Origin of the sequence: Mesorhizobium sp. AD1-1, assembly GCF_020164655.1 — a bacterium.
Taxonomy (GTDB): domain Bacteria; phylum Pseudomonadota; class Alphaproteobacteria; order Rhizobiales; family Rhizobiaceae; genus Mesorhizobium; species Mesorhizobium ciceri.
Genome location: NZ_JAIUGP010000006.1, coordinates 106,101 through 127,068 on the forward strand (window position 1 = coordinate 106,101; position 20,968 = coordinate 127,068).

A 20,968-nucleotide genomic window follows, 5' to 3' on the forward strand; every position below is an offset into this window, starting at 1 on the left:
GGCTTCGATGAGGCATTTCTGAAATGAGCGGAAGAATCCGGCAAAGCCGGCCTCCCACCAGCCACGAAAGGAAGCGGACCCCGCAACGCATGGCAGTCAGGCAATGAACTGGAGACGCTATTTCTGGCCGGTCGTCGGCATCGCGGCGGTGATCTTCTCGCTGCTGCTGCTCTGGCACGAACTGCGCGGCATTTCGCTCGACGATGTCTGGGACGGCATCGCTGCCATTCCGACCCGCGGCTGGGTTCTTGCCGCGCTGAGTTCGATCATCGCCTATGCTTCGCTCGCCGGCTACGACCACATCGCGCTTCTGCATATCGGCAAGCGCGTGTCGTGGCTGTTCGTCACGCTGTGCTCCTTCACCACCTATGCGCTGTCGCACAACATTGGCGGTTCGGTGTTCTCGGGCGCCGTCATCCGCTACCGCGCCTACGGTACCAGGGGCCTGACCGGACAGGATGTCGGCGTGCTGGTGGCGGTCTGCTGGATCACCTTCGTGCTGTCGACGATTTTGGCCTCGGGCCTCGTTCTGGTGTTCGAGCCTGAGATACTCGACCGATTTTCCGGCATCGCCCATCATGGGCTGTCCGAAGCGGCCGGTATCGCGATGCTGCTGCTCGTCGCCGCCTATGTCTTCGGCAGCTGGCTGCATCTGCGCCCGCTGAAGATCGCCAGCTTTCAGCTGCATTATCCGGCGCTGCCGATCGTCGCCCGGCAGTTGCTGATCGGCCCGATCGAACTGCTGGCCGCCGCCGCGATCATCTTCTTCGCCCTGCCCGCAGCCCACAATCCCGGCTACTTCGTCATACTGGGCGTCTTCCTCGTCTCCTTCTCGATCGCGCAGATCTCGCATGCGCCGGGCGGACTCGGCGTGTTCGAGGTGGTGTTCCTCGCCGGCCTGTCGGACATGGATCCGGTCGGCGTGCTGGCGGCGCTGCTGGTGTTCCGGCTGTTCTACCTGATCGTCCCGCTGATTCTGGGCCTGGGCGTGGTGTTGTTCTTCGAACGCTCGCAGTTCAGCCGGACGGAGCCTTGAAGGCTGGAATTGGACTAGGCGCGGCGCGCCGGCATCTGAAGTGTGGCGTCCTGTCGAAACGTGCCATTGAAGCACAGAGCAGGCTTGACTATTTTCCGCTGGCGGCTACAAGGCAGCGCTCACAGCGGCTTGCCCGCTCGGCCCGCACGGTTTTCACGTTTATCGTGATATTCAAGATCGTGCCTGCTGGGGAATAGGTTAACGGTAGACCCACGGACTCTGACTCCGTTAGTCCTGGTTCGAATCCAGGTTCCCCAGCCACTCCTCTTCTCTCGATCAAAACAATCACCAACGCTCATCATCGTGAAATGCTCCCTGGCGACCACCTGACGGGATCCCAGCTATGGTGGGTTGCGGCGGGGTGACATTTATAGGATCGTCAAAGGATCGAAATTATCGAAGGAAGAACGGAATGCGCGCGTTGGTCTTCATCGGATTTCTGATGTTCGTTACTTTCTTGGTTGGCTGCACGACAGACAAGGGGAATGCCAGTCAAACCCAGACTGCGGAAGACAAGGCGCAGTGTACCGGCTTTGGTTTTAAACAAGGCACGGATGCTTTTGCCAATTGCATGATGAAGCTTTCGTCGCAGCGACAAGGCCAACAGCCCCAAGATCACGATGCACTCCTTCGCCGGTATAAGTCCTTAAGTATGGCTCGGCGCGGTGATGATCGGTATCCTGTATGCAGCGCCTCCGACATGGACAATGAACTCGATACTTCGGCAAATAAATGGATTGGCCCCAATTGCCAGCTGGCACCAGATTAAGCGAGTGGAGCGCTGTACCAGCGACCCCGTCGAACGCGCTAAGCGTGAAATTCAAGACACCGCCAGCAACACCAGTCGATCCGACGAGCCGGCATATTTATTCCGGCGTTCGCCGCATCGCGCGCCGTGTCGTCACTTACCCTGCCTTCCTGTAGGCCGCCTCGGCTGCGTGATTTCCTTCGATGAAGCCGAGGCCGATTCCGGTCGCGCTCCACTCCCGGCACCCGGCCTCTGCTACATCGAGGAGCATGGGGCAAACGCGTAATGGTCAGTGACAGCCGATTCATTCTCGAACGCATCAGCCAAGGCTGCGTGACGCTCTCCTACGACGAATTCGTCATCGACAGGCTGGTCAAGTATTTCGGCAATGGCAGGATCCGCTGGCACGTCGAATTCCGCGGGCATCGCATCGAGCTGACGACAGGCCAGCTCAAGAAGCAGCCGACCTTCCGCAGGAAGATACTCGAACAGGCTGGGGTGCTGCCGCCCCAGCGTGCCGGGACCGACTACAGGCGATGGGCACTCGATCTCAGGAAGAATGCGGTCGAGCTTCCTTGGCGGGATAGGCCGGTGGATATCGGCTTCGCCATCGACAGGCTCGCCAGCCACGGCGACGGGCGCTGGACGGTCGAATACCAGGGCAAGGCCATCAAATTCACGACGACGAAACTCCGCAGGCAGGTGAGTTTCCGCAAACGCATGCTGGCCAAGGCCAAGGTGCTGCCGCCCGAGTTGACCCCGGCTGCCTATCGGAAGTGGATGGACTGGCTCATTCAAAACGCCACCGAGGCTGCTCCGCAGGCCGGCGATGCCTTGATGACCGAGAAAAGCTGGCTTGACGACCTGCCTGAGCTAGCCGGCTGGCAAAATGAAACGGTGCCCGAAGAGACCGGCTAAGGGCGGTAGTATCCAAATGCAAGCAGCGATGGCACTCGTTGCGTTTGCCATGTCTGCCAGTTTCGGCACACATTGATGGCGAAGGAGTCTGACCAGAGCTGGCTCGCTGGCAATCAGAATTGAATGAGACCACATGGACCGCTTCGACCTCGGCACCTACCGCCGCCCCATCTCCACTCGCTCGACAGAAACCCAGCGTTGGTTCGATATTGGCCTTAACTGGTGCTACGGCTTCAACCATGAGGAAGGCATCAAGTGTTTTGAGAAGGCGCTGGAGACGGATCCTCACTGCGCGATGGTTCACTGGGGCATCGCCTATGCCGCTGGACCTTTCTACAATCTGACCTGGAAGGAACATGGCGAGGCCGAGGCCGACAGCGCGACCAAGCGCTGCTTCGAGCATGTCCAACTGGCCAGGGCCAATGCGGCTGCCGCCAGTGAGATCGAGAAGCGGCTGATCGAGGCGCTGGCCGCCCGCTTCCAGAAGCCACACCGGGTGAGCCTGGAGGAATTCGAACGTTGGGATGACGCCTATGCCGCCGCGATGCGGCTTGTGTATCGGGACTTTCCCGACGACCATGATGTGATGGCACTGCTGGTCGAAGCGCTGATGATGCGCACGGTGCGGCGGCTGTGGAACCTCAAGACCGGCGCGCCGGCGCCGAATTCCGATGTCGTCGAGGCGCTCGACGTCTGCGAGCGGTCGATCCGGCTTGCCGATGAGGCCGGCGCAGCACAACATCCGGCGATCGTCCACCTGCACATCCATCTCCTGGAAATGTCCACCATGCCGGAGCGCGGCACGCGGTCAGCGGATCTGCTCGGCGAGATGTGCCCCGATGCCGGGCATATGAACCACATGCCGGGGCACATCTATGTGCTGTGCGGCGAGTATGAGAAAGCAAAACGCGCCAGCGAAAAGGCGGTGCGCGCCAATGACCTCTATCTCGCCTATGCCGATGAGCCGACCTACTATTTGCTCGGCTGCTGCCACGATCTGCATCTGATGATGTTCACCTGCATGTTGTCGGGCCAGCACCAGCCTGCACTGTGGGCCGCCGACAGGGTGCGCAGCCTGGTCGCGCGCGACGTGGTCGCCATCCAGGGCCGGCCAAAGCTCACGCAGACGGTGGAAGGCTACCATGCGATGAAATCGCATGTGCAGGTGCGCTTCGGCCGCTGGCAGGAGATCATCGACGAACCGGTCACCGAGGAGCCGGGCCTCTATGTGCTGACGGCGGCCATGCAGCGCTACGCCAAAGGTGTGGCGCATGCGACGCTCAAGCATTTCGCTGAGGCTGAACGTGAGCGCGAAGAGTTCCATCGGCATCTGAAAGGCATTGCGCCCGAGCGGCGCTTCCTCAGCAACCCGGCGCAAGCTTCGCTGGCTGTCGGTGCCGCCCTGCTCGACGGCGAGCTCGCGTACCACCAGGGCCGGCATGAGGAGGCGTATGGCCATTTGCGGCAGGCGGTCGAGCTTGACGACAATCTGTCCTACACCGAGCCGTGGGCCTGGATGCACCCGCCGCGCCATGCGCTGGCGGCGCTGCTTCTCGACCAGGGTCACGCGCAGGAAGCAGAACAGGTCTATCGCGACGATCTGGGCCTGAGCGGCACGGTGCAGCGCTGTGCCCAGCATCCGAACAATGTCTGGGCATTGCACGGGCTTGTGGAATGCCTGAAACGGCGCGGCGAGACCGATGAATTGCCGACATTGCAGACAAGCCTTGCAGCGGCGCTGGCCAAGGCGGACATACCGATCACCTCGTCCTGCCTGTGCAGGACGAGCGCGCAGCAAGGCTGCTGTCACTGACGCGAAGTCTGCCTGTCGCCACTGTTGCGGCCGATCGGCTAGAGCAATTCCAGGAAAAGTGTGAAACGGTTTTCCGTCCGGAATTGCGTCAAAACAAGGAGTTAGAGCGGGTCGCCGTTTCCGTGAAACGGTGAACTGCTTTAGCCAAACAAATTGTCGACCAGATCGTCGTTGGCGGTGGAAACCTCGCCGCCCGGATATGTCACCTGCCGATCAGCCAAGGCTCCATGCTGCGTCGTCCCACGCCTTCGATCAGCACGGAGCAGTCTATCTCATCGTGAAGTTGCGCGTTTGGGTCAGACGAAAGCCAGGAAGCATAGGAGCGAAGCTGCTTGAGCCTGGCTGTTTTCTCAAGCCGTGCCTGGCGCTCATCCTCGGCTGGTTGAGCCGGTCCTTTGTTCTTCTGGGCAGGAAATTGCATCCTGGCTCTCCTCGGTCACCGAGCCTGTGGAGACGGACTCAATCGGGCGTTGGCCCGTTGTCGCTCCGGTCTCTGCGGTTCTGAAGCCAACACATGCGCTGACGGGAGTCGCCATTCATCTTGATGATGGCGGACCCTTATCAACAATGCACCCGCGCCACCGCCGGGTGCTCCTGGTCCGGGTTCACTGCGCGCACGGCACTCGGCAGTCGGACGCAACTGCAGGAAATGGAACCAGATCGGCCGTGCGACGTCATAGAAGCAGGTGCCCATACGGGAGTGTGACCTCCATGATCAGGCTCGTTCTTGTCGCGGTCGCCATGCTCGTCATCGCATGCGATGCAACGGCGGCGGCAAAACTGGACGCGGCCGCCGTCAACAACGCCCAATTTGACGGCAGCGAAGCGAAAGGCGTCAGTGCGACCGTGCTGAAGGCGCAAATCCTCCTGGATCGTGCACGCTTCTCGCCAGGCCTGATCGATGGCCGCCAGGCGGAGAACTTCACCCGGGCAGTCAGTGCGTTCCAAGCGGCCAACGGATTGCCTGCCGACGGCAAGCTCACCCGCGAGACATGGGACAAGCTGGTCGCGACCTCCTCGCGCCCCGCGATTGAGACCTACGATTTGACACGCAAGGATGTGCATGGGCCGTTCACCAGGCGAATTCCGGCACGCATGGAGAGGATGGCCCGCCTGCCCAGGCTGGCCTACCACAATGCCTTGGAAAAGATGGCGGAGCGCTTCCACATCAGCGAGCAACTGCTTGAACGGCTCAATCCCGGCATCGGCTTCAGGAGGGCGGGGCAAAAGCTGCTCGTGCCAGCTGTCACCCGAGGTGATCCGCCGCAAGACATCGCGAGCGTCGAGGTCGACAAGAGCGCTCGCCAGGTTCGGGTGCTTGACCCTTCCGGCAAAGTGCTTGCGACGTACCCCGCCTCGATCGGAAGTCAGGAGAAGCCCGCGCCGAGTGGCCAGGCGGAGGTCAAACGCGTGGTGCACCACCCAACCTATCATTACGATCCCGAGTTTGCCTTCAAGGGGGTGAAGACCAAGCGCCCCTTCACGATCGCTGCCGGGCCAAACAATCCGGTGGGATCGGTCTGGATCGACTTGTCCATCGATAGCTACGGCATTCACGGGACTCCGGACCCAGGCAAGATCGGAAAGACCTTCTCGCATGGTTGCATCAGGCTGACCAACTGGGATGCCGAAGACCTCGCCTCTGAAGTGCAAAAAGGCACAAAGGTCGTCTTCAAGGACGAAGCGGCAGGATCGGTCGAACAGGGATCGCAGTAGGTAGGCGCTACGGCCTACCCACTTTCGACCGTGTGACTAGTCACACGGTCGTGTGACTGGCGTCGCCGAGGGCGTGGAGCGGCCCTTACCCCAGCCACTTCTCGTAGTCGGACACCAGCAGATGGATCGGGGCAACGTCTTCGTCGATGTTGGAAAAACGCCCGATCGGTTCGCGAAACACATTGTCGGTGAGATCGTCATTGACGGTGGAGACCTCACCGATCAGCACGTCCTTGCTCTCGGCCCAGAAGGCATGCCAGACGCCGGGCAGCAGCGTGACGCTCTGGCCCGGGTCGAGCTTCAGGAGCCCGCCCGCAGGCAGCCTATGGATGGTTCCGTCGACCGGCACCGAAACCTCAGCCTTGGGATCGATGCCGCCGTCGCGGTCGTGCATGAACAGTTCCAGCACCAGCTTGCCGCCGCCACGGTTGATGATGTCCTCGGCCTTGATGTTGTGGCGATGCATCGGCGATAGCTGATCCTTGCGCGAGATCATGATCTTCTCGGCATAGAGCATGCCCATGCCCTTCTTCATGTCCTCGTAGCGGCCATTGCGAACGGTGAACAGGAACAGGCCGAGTTCCCTGAATTTCTCTTGCCCGTAATCGGTGATGTCCCAGCCGAGCCGCGAGGTGAACACCGCCGACGAGTCGACCTGGCGCGCCTTCGCCTCCTGCGGCGACCAATAGGCGAAGGGCGGCATGATGTAGCCGAACGAGCGGATGAAAGCGTCGGCTTCGCGGATGATGTCGTTGATGGCGGAGCGCTTCATGATCATGATCCCTTCGTATCGATTTGTCTGGCAAATCGCATAGCCGAACGTCGATGCGGTGTCGATCCATCTCGCCGCCTGCCCGGCCTTGCGCTTAGGCGCATGGACCACAGATCCGCTTCGCTGGCCGCGTGACATCGCGGATTTTCAGGGCCATAAAACCCGCGGATTCCTCATGGGGTGAAAGATGATGCCGACCGTCCACGACCTCGATACGCCGTCGATTCTCATCGACGCCGCGCGCGCCGAAGCCAATATTGCCCGCGCCCAGGCGCATGCCGACAGGAACGGGCTGAAGCTCAGGCCGCATATCAAGACGCACAAATTGCCCTATTGGGCGAAGAAGCAGGTGGCGGCCGGCGCCGTCGGCATCACCTGCCAGAAGATCGGCGAGGCCGAGGTGATGGCCGATGCCGGGCTGGCCGATATTTTTCTCCCCTACAACATCCTTGGGCGCGCCAAGCTGGAGCGGCTTCTGGCGCTGCACGGGCGCGTCACCCTGTCGGTGACAGCGGACAGCATGGAGACGCTCGAAGGGCTGGCAACCACCTTCACCGATGCCGGTCATCGTCTACCGGTGCTGGTCGAATGCGACACCGGCATGGGACGCTGCGGCGTGCAGTCGGCCGATGAAGCGGTTGCGCTGGCAAGACAGATCGACAGAGCCGGTGGCCTCGCCTTCGGAGGACTGATGACCTACCCGGCCGCCGGGAGGGCAGCGGAGGCCGAAGCCTGGCTCGCCGACGCCAAGCAGGCGCTGGCCGCATCGGGCCTCGCCTGCGAACGCATCTCCAGCGGCGGCACGCCGGATATGTGGCGCTCCAGCGATACATCTGTTGTCACGGAGTATCGTCCAGGCACCTACATCTATCTCGACCGCTATCAGGTCGCCAAAGGCGTCGGCACGCTCGACGATTGCGCGCTGACGGTGCTGTCGACGGTGGTCAGCCATCCCACCGCGACGCGCGCTATCCTCGATGCTGGCAGCAAGGCGCTGTCCAGCGACACGCTGGGTCTCGCCGATTTCGGCGAGTTGCCCGGCGTGCCGGGAGCGCGGGTGACGGGCCTGAGCGAGGAGCACGGCACCGTCACGCTTTCGGGTGACGGCAAATTGCGCATCGGCGAGCGCGTGCGTGTCGTGCCCGACCATTGCTGCGTCGTCACAAACTTGTTCAACGAGGTCAACCTGGTCGACGGCGACAAAGTGCTGGAAACGCTGCCTGTGGCGGCGCGCGGAAGGATGGGGTGAACTAAGAAGCGTCTTGCCTTCTCACACAAGGGGAGAAGGGGGAGAGCGCTCCGCCTGCCGTGCCGCGACCCTGCGCATGGCAATCACCCGGCGACGGCGGATTTCGGTGCGCATCGCCATCAGGTGCAGCGCGAAGAACAGCACGGTGAAGCCGAGCGCCATGACCAGCAGCGGCCACAGCAGGCTGGGGTCGATGGTGGAGCCGCCCATGCGGAACACCGAGGCCGGCTGATGCAGCGTGTTCCACCAGTCGACCGAGAACTTGATGATCGGGATGTTGATGAAGCCGACCAGCGTGATGATGGCGGCGGCCCAGGCGGCGCGGCTGGCATCGTCGAGCGCACGGGTCAGCGCGATGATGCCGAGATACATCAGGAACAGCACGAAGACCGAGGTCAGCCGCGCATCCCAGACCCACCAGGTGCCCCACATCGGCTTACCCCAGATCGAACCGGTGATCAGCGCCAGCGCGGTGAAGACCGCACCGATGGGGGCGGCTGATTTCAGCGCGACATCGGCCAGCGGATGCCGCCAGACGAGCGTGCCGAGTGCGGAAACCGCCATCAGCGTGTAGCACATCATGGCCAGCCAGGCGAAAGGCACGTGGATGTACATGATGCGAACGGTGATGCCTTGCTGGAAATCCTCAGGCGCGGCGAAGCTCATATAGAGCCCGACGGCGAGGATCAGTGCGGCGATCGTGGCCAGCCACGGCACGACCTTGTCCGCCAACCCGACGAAGCGCGTCGGGTTGGCGAGATCCATCCAGCTTGTCAGGCGTGAAGTCGTGTCGCTCATGCGGTTCTACATAAACCGCCGCGGCGTTCGGGGCAATCGAGCGGTGGTGTCGCAGGGCTGCAGCGCTTTGCCTTCTCCCCTGTGGGAGAAGGCAAAGACGTGCCTGATCAGGCGGCCGCTTCCTGCTGTTGCAGCACGGTGCGGCTGAGGCGGCGGACCTCCTCGTCGTTGAGCAGGCCGCCAGCGCGCAGCAGGCTGGCAAAGCGGCCATTGCGCAGCGACAGCTCGGTGAAGCCGCCCATCTCGACCACCCTGCCCTTGTCCATGAACACGACCAGATCGGCGTCGCGAACGGTGGTCAGGCGGTGGGCGATGATGAAGGTGGTGCGGTCGCGGCGCAGTTCGTCGATCGCTTCCTTGACGCGGTCCTCGGTCTCGACGTCGAGCGCGCTGGTCGCCTCGTCGAGCACCAGGATCGGTGCGTCCTTCAGCACGGCACGGGCAATGGCGATGCGCTGACGTTCGCCGCCCGACAGCTGGCCGCCACGTTCGCCAACCACCGTGTCGTAGCCATTGCTCTTGGACAGGATAAAGTCCTGTGCGGCAGCCGCATTGGCGGCGGCATGGATCTCGTCATTGCTTGCATCGGCGCGGCCAACACGGATGTTGTCCTCGATCGAGCGGTTGAGCAGGCCGGCATCCTGGAACACCGTGGCGATCGAATGGCGCACCGACTTGCGGGTCACGGTGCGGGTGTCGATGCCGTCGATCAGGATACGGCCATGGGACGGCGAGAAGACACGCTGCAGCAGGTTGATGAGCGTGGTCTTGCCGGCACCCGTCGGGCCCACGATGGCGACGGTCTGGCCCGCCTGCACCTCGAAGGACACGTCGTCGATGCCTTGGCCGGAATTGGCGAATTCAAAGCCGACATTCTCGAAGCGGACATGGCCGGTGACGTTGGAAAGATCGCGCAAGCCGTCCGGCTCGGCGGAATCAGCCGCGGAGTCCTCGAGATGGTAGAAATCCTCGAGCTTGGCACGGGCCTCGGAAATCTGGTTGGCGAAAGCCGACATCTGGTCGAGGCGAGCGATCAGCATCGTGGCAAAACCGGTGAAGGCAATGACGTCGCCGACACCCAACTGACCATGAGTCACGAGATAGGAGCCGATCGACAACACGATCAGCATCGAGATTGCCGATGACAGACGGTGCAAGGCATTGGCCAGCGCCCACCAGTCGAGCACAGGGTTCTGCGCGTCGAGCAGGTTCTTGACGTAGCGGCGCAGCGTATCGGCCTCGTGGCCGAGCCGATTGTAGCTCTGCAGCACCGCAACGTTGCTGACCGAGTCGGTCACATGCGCGAACACCTTGTGGTAGTGGCGCTCGACCGCAGCCTGGCCCGCCTTGGTGCGGCGCATGACCATCCGGCCGATGCCGACATAGAGCAGCCCGAGGCCAAGCAGCACCAGCGACATGCGCAGGTCCATGCTGATCGCGGTCGGAACCAGCAGCACGAGGGCGACAGCCGTGGACAGATGCTGGCGCATGAATTCGAGCCAAAGGCTGAACAGGGTTTCGACGGCACGCAGCATCGTGTGCAGCGCATTGGAGGTGCCGTGCTGATGGTGCCAAGCGAGCGGCATGGTGATCACGCGCTCGAACGACTCGCAAAGCACTTCGCTGCGCCGCGCGTGGGCAAAGCGGTCAGCGCCGCGCGCCACCATGACGAAGGCAACGATGTTGAAGGCGCCGAGACCGGCCCACATGACCAGCGTGGTGAAGACAGAGCCACGCTCGGAGATGGCGCCGATGACGCGACCGAACATAATCGGCTCGAGAAGCGCTACGATGGCGAGAGCCACGTTGGCCGAACAGATCAACGCAACGCGTTTCCTGTCCGCGGCCAGATAACCGAGAGCTCGCCAGTAGATTTGCAGAAGGGTCACCCCAGTTACTCCGCCACGCTGTTTATTGTGCACTGCATCATTTTATTCGTACCGGTTGATACGTCGCAAAACAATGGCCGTGTACCCCTTCAGTTCCCTTAGAGCGAACAAAAGATGGCGACGTTCCGAAATCTGCCGTGATCACCTAACGGTTTGAGAAGACAGGTAAAATGTCAGGCATGCGGCGAAATCATGGCAGTTGGCACGTGCTGCCATAATTTTAATCAGCAACAATGTCGGGCGGATGACTGAGGCCGAAATCGCCTTTCGCGAAGTATAAAGCAAAACAAAGCTGCAGGATGCCCTTCCAGGCGAAGGGTGGCCAAACCCTCACCGCTCGCGGCTACTCCTATGGGACGCCTCAAGCCTTTGATTTCATAGACTTCTCGGCGAGATGCCCGTCAACGGCAGACGGCAACGCCAGGCGGGATGGGGCCTCTCATCCGCCGTGGTGACAAAAGTCGCGGCCCGGACCCCCGCTCCGAGCGCATGCTTTTTGGGCAACAGGCCTCAGGCCGGGATCCTGATGACCACCTCGGCAACTTCGCCGTCCTTCAGCTCGACTGCCGAAGCCTTGGTCTTTGCCCCATTCACCTCCAGCGACACGGCCTTGGCCTTATTGTCGCGGATGACGCGAACCTTGAGTTCCGCCCCCAGCATTTTGAGATTTGCCGAGTACCCATCCCAGTGGCTTGGCAGCTTCGGCTTGAACTGGACACGCTTGCCGCGCCGTTCGATGCCCAGAATGCCTTCGACCGCAGCCCTGTAGAGCCAGCCGGCAGAGCCGGTGTACCAGGTCCAGCCGCCACGGCCGCCCTTGCCGTTGCCGGCATTGTCGTCCCCGGCATAGATGTCGGCCGCCACGACATAGGGCTCCACTCGATAGTGCTCGGCCGTGGCCTCGTCGGTCGCGTGGTTGACGGGATTCAGCATCGAGAAACAACGATAGGCCTCGTCGACCTGCCCCATCTCGGCAAGCGCAATGACGAACCATGTGGCGGCGTGGGTGTACTGGCCGCCATTCTCGCGCACGCCAGGCGGATAGCTCTTGATGTAACCGGGGTCCTTTTCCGTCTTCGAGAATGGCGGCGTGAACAGCTTGACGATCTTCAGCTTGTCGTCGACGAGCAGCTTCGTTGCTTGCTCCATCGCGGTCGTCGAGCGTGCCGGATCGCCCTCTCCCGAAAGCACGCTCCAAGACTGGGCGATCGAGTCGATCTTGCACTCCTGCGAGTTGCGAGACCCCAAAGGCGTGCCGTCGTCGAAACTGCCGCGCCGGTACCATTCGCCGTCCCATGCGGTGCTCTCCAGCGCCCGCTTCAGAACATCGCCATGCTTTGCCCAGGCCTGTGCTCGCTTGGCATCACCCTCGGTCTTGGCGACGGGGGCGAAATCGCCCAGCGTCTTCAACAGGAACCAGCCGAGCCAGACGCTCTCGCCCTTGCCGTGCTCGCCGACGCGGTTCATGCCGTCGTTCCAGTCGCCGCCGAGGATCAGCGGCAGGCCCGCGGGGCTGCTGCGCTTGATGGCGAGATCGAGCGCACGCGCGCAGTGGTCGTAGAGCGTCGCTGTCTTCTTCGAAATTTCCGGGGTGAAGAAGGCATCGTGCTCGCCCTCGCCCAGCGGCTGTCCATCGATGAAGGCCAATTGCTCCTTGAGGATGGAGGCATCGCCAGTGACCAGCAAATAGCGCGCCGTAGCGTGGGCAAGCCAGACTACGTCGTCGGAGATCAACGTGCGTACGCCAGCACCCGTGCGCGGCAGCCACCAATGCTGCACGTCGCCTTCGGGGAACTGCCGCCGCGCCGCGTTGAGGATCTGGTCGCGCGCCAGCTGCGGGTCATGCGCCAGCAGCGCCAGCGTATCCTGCAACTGGTCGCGGAAGCCGAAGGCACCGCTGGCCTGATAGAAGGCCGAGCGGGCGCGGATGCGGCAGGCCAGGCTTTGATAGGGAAGCCAGTGGTTGACCATGGCGTCGAGCGCCTTGTCGGGCGTCTCGACCTGGATGGTGTCGAGAAAGCCGCGCCATTCGCGCTCATTGTCGGCCAATCGCTGGTCGAAGTCCTTGGCCCGATGCTCCTGCACCAGCGCGCTCGCCTCCTCGACCGACTCGGCGTCGCCGAGCAGCCAGAGCAGCGTCACGTCGCCGCCTGCCGGAATCTCGACGTCGCGGGCAAGCGCCGCGCACGGATCGTCGCCGGCCTCGACACGGCCAGACAGCGCCGCACCGCTCAGCACCGCCTGCGGTAGCTCGCTGGAACCATGCCGGCCCAGGAACTCCGATCGGTCTGTGGTCACCGAATGGACGCCGCCGTCGGCCGCCAGGAAGGCCACACGCTCGCCGAAATCCAGCCCATAGGGGTTTTGTGCCAGCAGCGCACCGGTTGCCGCGTCCCGCGACGGGACGATGGTTGCCGCAGTGCGCGACCGATGCCCGCCGAGCACCCATTCGGCATAGGCATAGACACGCAGCCGCGCCGGCACCGAGCCGGAATTCTGGATGCGCAGCCGCGAGATCTTCAGGGAATCGACCGGATCGACGACATGGGTAAGGTCCATCGACAACGGTCCGCGCTTCGAGCGGAAGGTCGAGAAACCCTGGCCGTGCCAGGCCTCGTAGGTCATCGAGGGATCGCGCACCATGGCGGCGAGCGGCGAGAATGCCTTGCCGCTGGCCTGATCGTAGATATAGAGGCCCTCGCCCGGGCGGTTCGAGACCGGATCATTCGACCATGGCGTCAACTGGTAGTCGCGGCTGTTTCGGCTCCAGGTGAAGGCTGCGCCCTCGGCGGAGGTGTGGAACCCGAACGAGGCGTTGGAGACGACGTTGATCCACGGCTGCGGCGTCGTGCGCCGCCCGGCCAGGCGCACGACATAGTGCCGTCCGTCGCCGTCGAAACCGCCAAAGCCGTTCCATTGGCTGAGTCCGCTGCCATCGGCGCTGACATTGGCCACCGCCTGCGAGGCAGGAGTATGCGTCGTGGGTGTCGGCGACGGCAATTCACGCGGAATCGGCAACGTTGCCAGAGCATCCCGCGCCTGCAGGGCCGCCGCCTCGGCGCGCTCGATCTGGTCGAAGATGGTGCCGTTGCGCGTGTGCAGGACGACGCGGGCGACGGCGAGCAGCGTCTTGTAGGTGGTCTCGTCCATAAGATCGCGGCGCACCGCGAAAATGTGCTGGCGCGGCCCGAGCTCCTTGCCGCGCAGACGGCTGTTTTCGCACAGCGTCTCGACCGCCCGCTGCAGGTCCTGGACATAGGAGGACGCCTGCTCGTTGACGACGACGAAGTCGATCATCATGCCGCGGGTGCGCATATATTCCTGGAACCGCAGCGCCTGGGCGACGATTTCGAGATCGGCGACATCGCCGATCCTGACCAGGAAGATCGGGAAATCGCCGGAAATGCTTGTCGGCCACAGGCTCGACTGCTTGCCCAGCCCCGAGGCGATGGATTCGGCGGGAAGACGCAGGAACGGATCCGGATAGATCAGATAGCGCGCCAGCTTCTGCACATTGGCGGCATCGGTCAGGCTGAGGCCCATGTGGCGGGTCTGCACCTGGCTCCGCGTCCAGGCAAGCATGGCCTGGCGGGCAAAGCTCTCCGGATGGTCGAGGCGGGCGATGGCTTCGTCCAGTTCGGCACGGCCGGCGCCGGCAACCGTCCAGAAGGTCAGCGATATCTTCTTGTTGGCCGGCACGCGCACCTGGCGGCGCAGCGAGGCGACGGGATCGAGCGTAAAGCCTGAGTGGCCGCCCAGCCTGGCGCCCGGGTCGAAAGCGGCTGCGTCGACGATGGTGCGGCCACGGCCGATGAAGGCGCGCCTGTCGGTCTCGGCCTCGGCGTCGCGCGCCGATCCGGACGGATCGGTGACGAAATGCACCATGGCGATATCGGGCTCGCTGGTCTCGCGCTTGCGCCGCGTGGCGAAGATCGCCGCGTTGTTCGCAGAGATTTCGGTTTCCACGAACATCTTCGAGAAGGCCGGATGCGCGTTGTCGGACGCCTCCAGGCCGAGCACCAGCTCGGCAAAGGAGGTCACTTCGATGTGACGGTCGGACGGACCGTCATTGTAGAGCGTGACCCGACGGCCCTCGCCATTGCCTTCCGAGATGACGATGCATTCGACCTCGGAGCGCAACGTGCCCACCGATTTGACGAAGCTCGCCTTGTCGTCGGAGAACAAGGTCTGCGCCTTTTCCTCGGCGGCTCGCTTCGGTTCGGCTGTAGCCGACCACCAGTCGCCGGTGCCGGCGTCACGCAGGAAGATGTAGGAGCCGAGCCGGTCCTCGGTCGGATCCGGCTGCCAGCGGGTGACGGAGAGATCGCCCCAGCGGCTGTAGCCCGAGCCGGTCGCGCTGACCATCACCGAATAGCGGCCGTTCGACATGACGTTGGTCGACCGCAGCGACTGCAGCGGATTGAGCACGATGCGGGTGTCGGGGCTGTCGACTTCGGTCTCGTCCTTGGAGCGTTCGTCGGCCTCGGTCCTGACGGTCGCGGTCGGGATGTCGCGCGGCGCCCTCTCCTGCAGCAAGAGTTCGGCCGATTCGATGACCGGATCGCTGTGGAAGCGGTCGCGCATGCGACCTTCGAAGATGGCGTCGGCAACCGCCGCGATCGACATGCCCGAATGGTGGGCCATATAATTCTGGACGACGACATGGTCCGTGCCTTCCGGCACGCGCTGCGGCGTGAAGTCGACGGCATCGTAGTAGCCGTGGCGGCCGAGCGCCCCGATCTCCCGCAATCGGGCGAGATTCAGCACGGCTTCACGCGGATTGAACTGGGCCGCCAGTATGGTGGCGTAAGGCGCGATCACCGTGTTCTGGCCAAGACCGCGCTTCAGCCCGAGGCCTGGAACGCCGAAATTGGTATATTGGTAGGTCAGTTCGCGGTCGCGGGCATTGTAGGCGGCCTCCGAAATGCCCCACGGCACGTTCTTCTGGCGGCCATACTGGATCTGGCGTTTGATGATCAGCTTGCTGGTCTGGTTGAGGATCGAGCCCTGCGGCTCCTTCATGACCAGCGGCGGCATCAGATATTCGAACATCGAGCCGGACCAGGACATCAGCGCGCCCTGGAAACCGATTTCGACGATCGGCCGGCCAAGCCTGAACCAGTGCTCGGTCGGCAGATCGCCCTTGGCGATGGCGAACAGGCTGGTCAGCCGCGCTTCGGAAGCCAGAAGGTCGTAGCAGCTTTCGTCGAGCTGGTGTTCCTCGACCCGGTAGCCGATCGACAGCAGCTTGCGCTCCGGCCGCATCAGGAAGGAGAAATCCATCTCGAAGGCATAGCGGCGGGTGCGCTCGCGTAAGGTGAGCAGCTTGGCACGCAGCGCCTCGACGGCATTGTCGTCGCTGTGCGCGTCATGGACGTGCGCTTCGCAGGTGGCTTCCAGCCTTGCCGCCCAGTCGACGATGACGTCGCTTTGGGGCGACACCGCCTCGGTATGGATGGCGGTGGCCAATTTTCGGATCTCGCCGGCCAGCACGGCCAGGTTGATGGTGCGGATCGACGCCATTTCGGGCTGCGCCTTGATGGTGTCGACAGCGCGCCGCATGCCGTCGAGACGGTCGGCGAGGCGCTGGCGCAGCGGGCGCAACTGACGGCGGTCGTCGGGCAGATCATCGAGGCTTTCGCTGAGGATGGTGACCGTGTCGAGAATGCCTTCGAAATCGCCCTGGAGGTGCACGGAGGGCGCCTCGGCCCATTCGGCGCAGGCCGCCGCCACCGCCACCAGATGGCCGGCGAGATTGCCGCTGTCGACAGCCGAGATGTAGAGCGGATAGAGCGGCTTCAGCGTCGTGGTGTCGTACCAGTTGAAGAGGTGACCGCGCTCACGCGGCATGCCCTCGATCGTGGCCATGGTGGCGTCGATGCGGGTGATGGCGTCGGACAGGCTGATCCATCCGAAGTCGCGGGCGGAAACGACGGACAGCAGGTAGACGCCGATATTGGTCGGCGAAGTACGAGGCGCCACCACCGGCGCCGGGCTTTCCTGGAAATTGTCGGGCGGCAGATGGTGATGCTCTGCCGTCACGAAGCTTTCGAAATAATGCCATGTGCGCCGCGCCACCGTGCGCAACGTATGGATATCGGCCTGCGATATGCGCAAGCGATCCTCGGTTTCAGCCGAACGGCTGATCCAGCTGGCGATGGCGGGCGAGCCAATCCAGAACAGCGCGAAGAAGAAGGCAACGAAGGCGCCGGTCGAATCGGCCAGCACCGGAATGGCAAGGCCGACGAAACCGATGATCACGGCGCCATACATCATGCCGTAATAGGAACCGACATCGTTGTCGCCCGCCTTGTGCGCCTGCGAGGCGGTGCGCCATTCCAAAAGGTTCTGGCGGCTGACGAACAACCGATAGAGCGTGCGCACGATGGCATCGCCCATCATCCAGGCGTTGTGCGCCATCAGGACGATCTTCAGCGCCACCATGGCGGTGCCGAAGGCGACGTCGCGTGCCAGGGCCGAGAAATGGCCGCGTGGCGTCTGGTCGCCGCTCTTGGGCAGGATGGCGTTGACGATGTCGAATGTCGGCGCCATGAACAGGCTGAGGATCAGCAGGGCCTGCCATTGCGCGGCCTGTGTGAAGGGCAGCAGCGTCCAGCCGGCAATCGCCGCCATCACCCAGAAGATCGGCGTCAGCGAGCGGCGCAGATTGTCGATCATCTTCCAGCGCGACAGCGCAGGCACGCCGGAGCGCGGATCGAGCATGAAGCCGAGCAACTGCCAGTCGCCGCGCGCCCAGCGATGGTGGCGCGAGGCGTCGACCGAGTAGCGGGTCGGATAGTCCTCGACCAGTTCGACATCGGTGACCAGCGCCGATCTCGCCAGCGCGCCCTCCAGCAGATCATGGCTGAGGATGGTGTTTTCCTCGATGCGGCCCTGCAGGGCGGCCTCGAAGGCGTCGACGTGATAGAGGCCCTTGCCGGTGAAGGACCCGTCGCCGAAGACGTCCTGATAGAGATCGGACACGGCAAAGACATAAGGGTCGAGGCCGCGATTGGCCGAAAACACCCGCTGGAAGAACGACGCATCGTCGCCTGATGTCAGCGACGCGGTGATGCGCGGCTGCAGGATCGCGTAGCCGGCGGTGACGACGCGCTTGCTGGCATCGAAATGCGGCCGGTTGAGCGGGTGGCAGAGCTTGCCTACGAGGGTGGCGACCGCGTCACGGGTGGTGCGCGTGTCGGCATCGAGCGTCATCACGTGGACGACGTTCTCCGGCAGCGGCACGTCGAGCGGCAGGAACGTGGTGTCGCTGTCGCCGCGCAGCAGAAGGTCGAGTTCATGCAGCTTGCCGCGCTTGCGCTCCCAGCCCATCCACGACCCTTGCGCCGCATTGAAGAGCCGGCGCCGGTGCAGGATATAGAAGCGCGGCGCGCCTTCGGAGGGATAGCGTGCGTTGAGGCGAGCGATCTCGGCACGCGCGAATTCGAGGATTTCGGTGTCGGCAGCATCGATCTCGGTCTTCGAGTCCGGCCAGTCCGACAGCAGCGCGAAATGGATTTCATCGGCCGTGTTGGCGAGATGATGCACCTCGATATTGCGGATGTTTTCCTCGACATCGTCGCGCGAGCCGATCAGCGACGGCACCACCACCAGCGTGCGCGCCTCGGGCGGCACGCCGTGCCGGTAATCGTAGCCGACGAGGCGCGTCGGTTTCAGGAACAGCGAAACGACCGTGTTGAAGAAGGCGAGCGCGCCCTCGCTGGCCGGCACGGCAAAAAGCGCCAGCATGAGGACGATCGAGGGCACCGACAGGCCGAGATTGGCGAGTGCGTTGCCGGAGAGGACGAGAAGCAGCGCCGTCAGCGCAAACACGGGTACGACGATGCCGAGCCAGCCGGTCTTGCGGAAGGCGCGCTTGACTGTCTGGCTGACGGTGGGTCGATAGCCGATCGCCTTCTCCAGCTCGAGCCGGCGTGGGCCGACGAGAAAGAAGCCGACATCGGTGTGGGCCGACCCGGTTAAAACGACGTCGCCGTCGCCATCGCTGGCGGCGTGGCCGGCCAGCTCGATGGCCTTCTCGGCGACGCGATATTCCGAAAGGTTCGAGCGGCGCGCCAATTCCTCGATCGCGGTCCGGTACTGGTCGCGCGAGAAGAAGTCGAGCGCGGCGAAATCGGTGCGCTCGCGCAGCACGGTGTCGATGCGGCTGACGCCTTCGAACCACACGGTCCAATCGACGTCGTTGATAAGGCGCAGGCCACGAATGATGTTGCCCGTCGTCACATTGCCGCTGGACAACGTGTGATGTTCGGAAATGATGATTTCCTCGGCATCGGAGCCGGTCTTTTCGAGCTCGCCTTCCAGCCATTCCAGAGCCTTGCCGGCATTCTGCGAGCCATCGCGCAGGCGATAGAGCAGCTGGGTGGCGAAGGTGGTGTCCTGTGCGTGGGCGCTGAAATTGGACAGGATCGACTGCCGGTCGGCGCTGTCGTCGGTGGCCAGGACCTTGTCGGCCACATCGTTGGCGATCTGACGCATCTGACGGGTTCGATTGACCCTGACCGCCAGCCGGCGCAGATTTTCGATCAGCACGAAGCGCAACAGCGAAGGCAGCGCCCAGAGTTCGCCGATCTTCAGCGGCTCGACCGACTGAAAACCCTGGACGATGGACTTGAACATCGTCGCCGAAACGGAACTGTCCGAATGTGCGACATAGGTCCAGGCCAGCGCCAGCGCGCGCGGCACGCTGCCGCCGTCAGGCAGTTTCAAGGTCGGCAGCTGGCGATAGAAGCGGCGCGGCAGGTCGCGCTTGACCTGGAAAATGGTCTCTTCGACCAGGTAATTGTTGTCGAGCAGCCATTGTGCCGCCGGCGTGATCGTCTCGCCCCTCGCCTGCGCCGCATTGGTCGACCGGTAGACTTCCAAAATCTTCTTGGCGCTGTCGCGGATACGGGCCTGAAAATCGAAGGGCGTCAGCCCGAACAGATCGGTGAGGTCGCCTTTCGCCAGGCTTTCACCGAGCAGCCGAAGGCGCTCTTCGGGCAGGTAATTGGAGCGGATCGGCTCTTCGGTGATGGCCGGGAAGCTCGCGCTTGTCTTCTCGATTTGGGCAGGATTCGTCTGAATATTCATTGAAAATTCCGTAAGCGGGCACTGAGCGGCGTCACCGCCACGGCAATGGCCCTAAAACCGGTTCAAATGCAATTGGTTGCATAAACCCCACTTGCCGAAAGTTTGTTTCCGCACCACGACAGGGCGTCGTCTCTCAGCAAAACTCAAAGACAAGCACCCCACTTCCCGCCAGCCAGATCGGCGGAGAGGATTCAGGCTTTTTCGTGATGCCGCCAGCAGCTTACGCTATATTTCGCCGGTACCGCGATCATGTTTGGAAACAAGCGTTAATCGTTGCCGGCGATGGCGCGGATCCGGATCACGTACAGCGTTGCCTCATGGGCGGGTTGGACAAGCAGGCCGGTGCTGACCGGCCCGGACAGCAGAGTGTCAAGCGGCCCGAGGCGAACCGGTTCAGCGGCGGGCACACTGATGTCGCCGTCCAAGCACAGGATGAGCGTTGTGCCGGCTTCAGTCCGGATTTCCACGGGGGCCGAAATCACCAGGCGTTCGACCGAATGCGTCATCCGGCTTCGGCGGGTCATGACATTGAGATCGGTGATCGGTCCGCCGATCAGCGCGGCCGAGGTCTGCGCGTCGGCCGGGAAAGAAAACAGGGCGGTCGTCCTGTTTATAGATCTCGGCGGGTAGCCCGCAATCTCGAGGACGATGCCCTCGCCTTCGAGCACGGCAAGGGTGCGATCGATGCCGGCAAATTGCGAGAACGGACCGCTCGATTCGACACGCGCCATCGACACGCGCCAGTCGAAATCGTTTAGCCCGGCACCGGGCGGCGAGACGGCGATTTCCGTCGTCACGCCGCCGCCGTTCTTCCACGGCATCGACCGGTATTCGGCTGCCCGCAGGATGCGCATGCCTAGCCCTCCGCTATGGTTACGGGCGTTCGAAACTCGAAAAGCCGATTCCGCGGCTTTTCGCCTGCCTGCGGCCGGACGT

12 protein-coding genes and 1 tRNA gene are annotated in these 20,968 nt (G+C 63.1%); 7 read left to right on the plus strand and 6 right to left on the minus strand.

What is annotated here, in order from left to right; genetic code table 11:
* The first annotated feature begins 103 nt into the window (after positions 1-103).
* The 5 genes from LB519_RS13835 to LB519_RS13855 all read left to right on the plus strand — a co-directional run bounded on the left by LB519_RS13835 (position 104) and on the right by LB519_RS13855 (position 4,515).
* On the plus strand, positions 104-1,036 hold the full coding sequence (locus LB519_RS13835; protein ID WP_127366986.1) for a lysylphosphatidylglycerol synthase domain-containing protein: 933 nt from the start codon (positions 104-106) through the stop codon (positions 1,034-1,036).
* A gap of 187 nt (positions 1,037-1,223) precedes the next feature.
* Positions 1,224-1,297, plus strand: a tRNA-Gln gene (locus tag LB519_RS13840).
* 151 nt (positions 1,298-1,448) lie between these two features.
* Positions 1,449-1,805 (plus strand): hypothetical protein, encoded by a 357-nt coding sequence (locus LB519_RS13845; RefSeq protein ID WP_027162447.1) that lies wholly within the window; start codon positions 1,449-1,451, stop codon positions 1,803-1,805.
* A gap of 264 nt (positions 1,806-2,069) precedes the next feature.
* The gene (locus tag LB519_RS13850) at positions 2,070-2,702 is read left to right on the plus strand and encodes a hypothetical protein (RefSeq protein WP_027162448.1); all 633 of its coding nucleotides are present in this window, start codon (positions 2,070-2,072) and stop codon (positions 2,700-2,702) included.
* A 133-nt stretch (positions 2,703-2,835) separates the two neighbouring features.
* Entirely contained in the window at positions 2,836-4,515 is a 1,680-nt protein-coding gene (locus tag LB519_RS13855; RefSeq protein WP_224620258.1) for a hypothetical protein, read from the plus strand.
* A 202-nt stretch (positions 4,516-4,717) separates the two neighbouring features.
* Here LB519_RS13855 and LB519_RS13860 read toward each other — a convergent pair whose 3' ends face one another.
* The gene (locus LB519_RS13860) at positions 4,718-4,936 is read right to left on the minus strand and encodes a hypothetical protein (protein ID WP_013532292.1); all 219 of its coding nucleotides are present in this window, start codon (positions 4,934-4,936) and stop codon (positions 4,718-4,720) included.
* Between the two features lie 290 nt (positions 4,937-5,226).
* Between LB519_RS13860 and LB519_RS13865 the strand changes: the two genes are divergently transcribed.
* Complete coding sequence (locus LB519_RS13865) at positions 5,227-6,231, plus strand: L,D-transpeptidase (protein WP_224620376.1); 1,005 nt, start codon at positions 5,227-5,229, stop codon at positions 6,229-6,231.
* Between the two features lie 85 nt (positions 6,232-6,316).
* Here LB519_RS13865 and LB519_RS13870 read toward each other — a convergent pair whose 3' ends face one another.
* Positions 6,317-7,003, minus strand: coding sequence for a D-lyxose/D-mannose family sugar isomerase (locus tag LB519_RS13870; RefSeq protein ID WP_224620259.1), 687 nt, complete (start codon positions 7,001-7,003; stop codon positions 6,317-6,319).
* 190 nt (positions 7,004-7,193) lie between these two features.
* Here LB519_RS13870 and LB519_RS13875 point away from each other — a divergent pair, with 190 nt between their 5' ends.
* Positions 7,194-8,252, plus strand: a complete 1,059-nt coding sequence (locus tag LB519_RS13875) for a D-TA family PLP-dependent enzyme (RefSeq protein WP_224620377.1) — start codon at positions 7,194-7,196, stop codon at positions 8,250-8,252.
* A 21-nt stretch (positions 8,253-8,273) separates the two neighbouring features.
* On the opposite strand, the gene LB519_RS13880 is transcribed toward LB519_RS13875, so the two are convergent.
* The 4 genes from LB519_RS13880 to LB519_RS13895 form a co-directional block, all read right to left on the minus strand.
* On the minus strand, positions 8,274-9,050 hold the full coding sequence (locus LB519_RS13880; protein WP_027162453.1) for a heme ABC transporter permease: 777 nt from the start codon (positions 9,048-9,050) through the stop codon (positions 8,274-8,276).
* A gap of 107 nt (positions 9,051-9,157) precedes the next feature.
* Positions 9,158-10,939 (minus strand): glucan ABC transporter ATP-binding protein/ permease, encoded by a 1,782-nt coding sequence (locus LB519_RS13885; RefSeq protein WP_013532297.1) that lies wholly within the window; start codon positions 10,937-10,939, stop codon positions 9,158-9,160.
* A 510-nt stretch (positions 10,940-11,449) separates the two neighbouring features.
* On the minus strand, positions 11,450-20,032 hold the full coding sequence (locus LB519_RS13890; RefSeq protein WP_224620260.1) for a GH36-type glycosyl hydrolase domain-containing protein: 8,583 nt from the start codon (positions 20,030-20,032) through the stop codon (positions 11,450-11,452).
* A gap of 266 nt (positions 20,033-20,298) precedes the next feature.
* A complete protein-coding gene (locus LB519_RS13895; RefSeq protein WP_224620261.1) occupies positions 20,299-20,886 on the minus strand; it encodes a HutD family protein in 588 nt (195 codons plus the stop codon).
* Between the last annotated feature and the right edge of the window lie 82 nt (positions 20,887-20,968).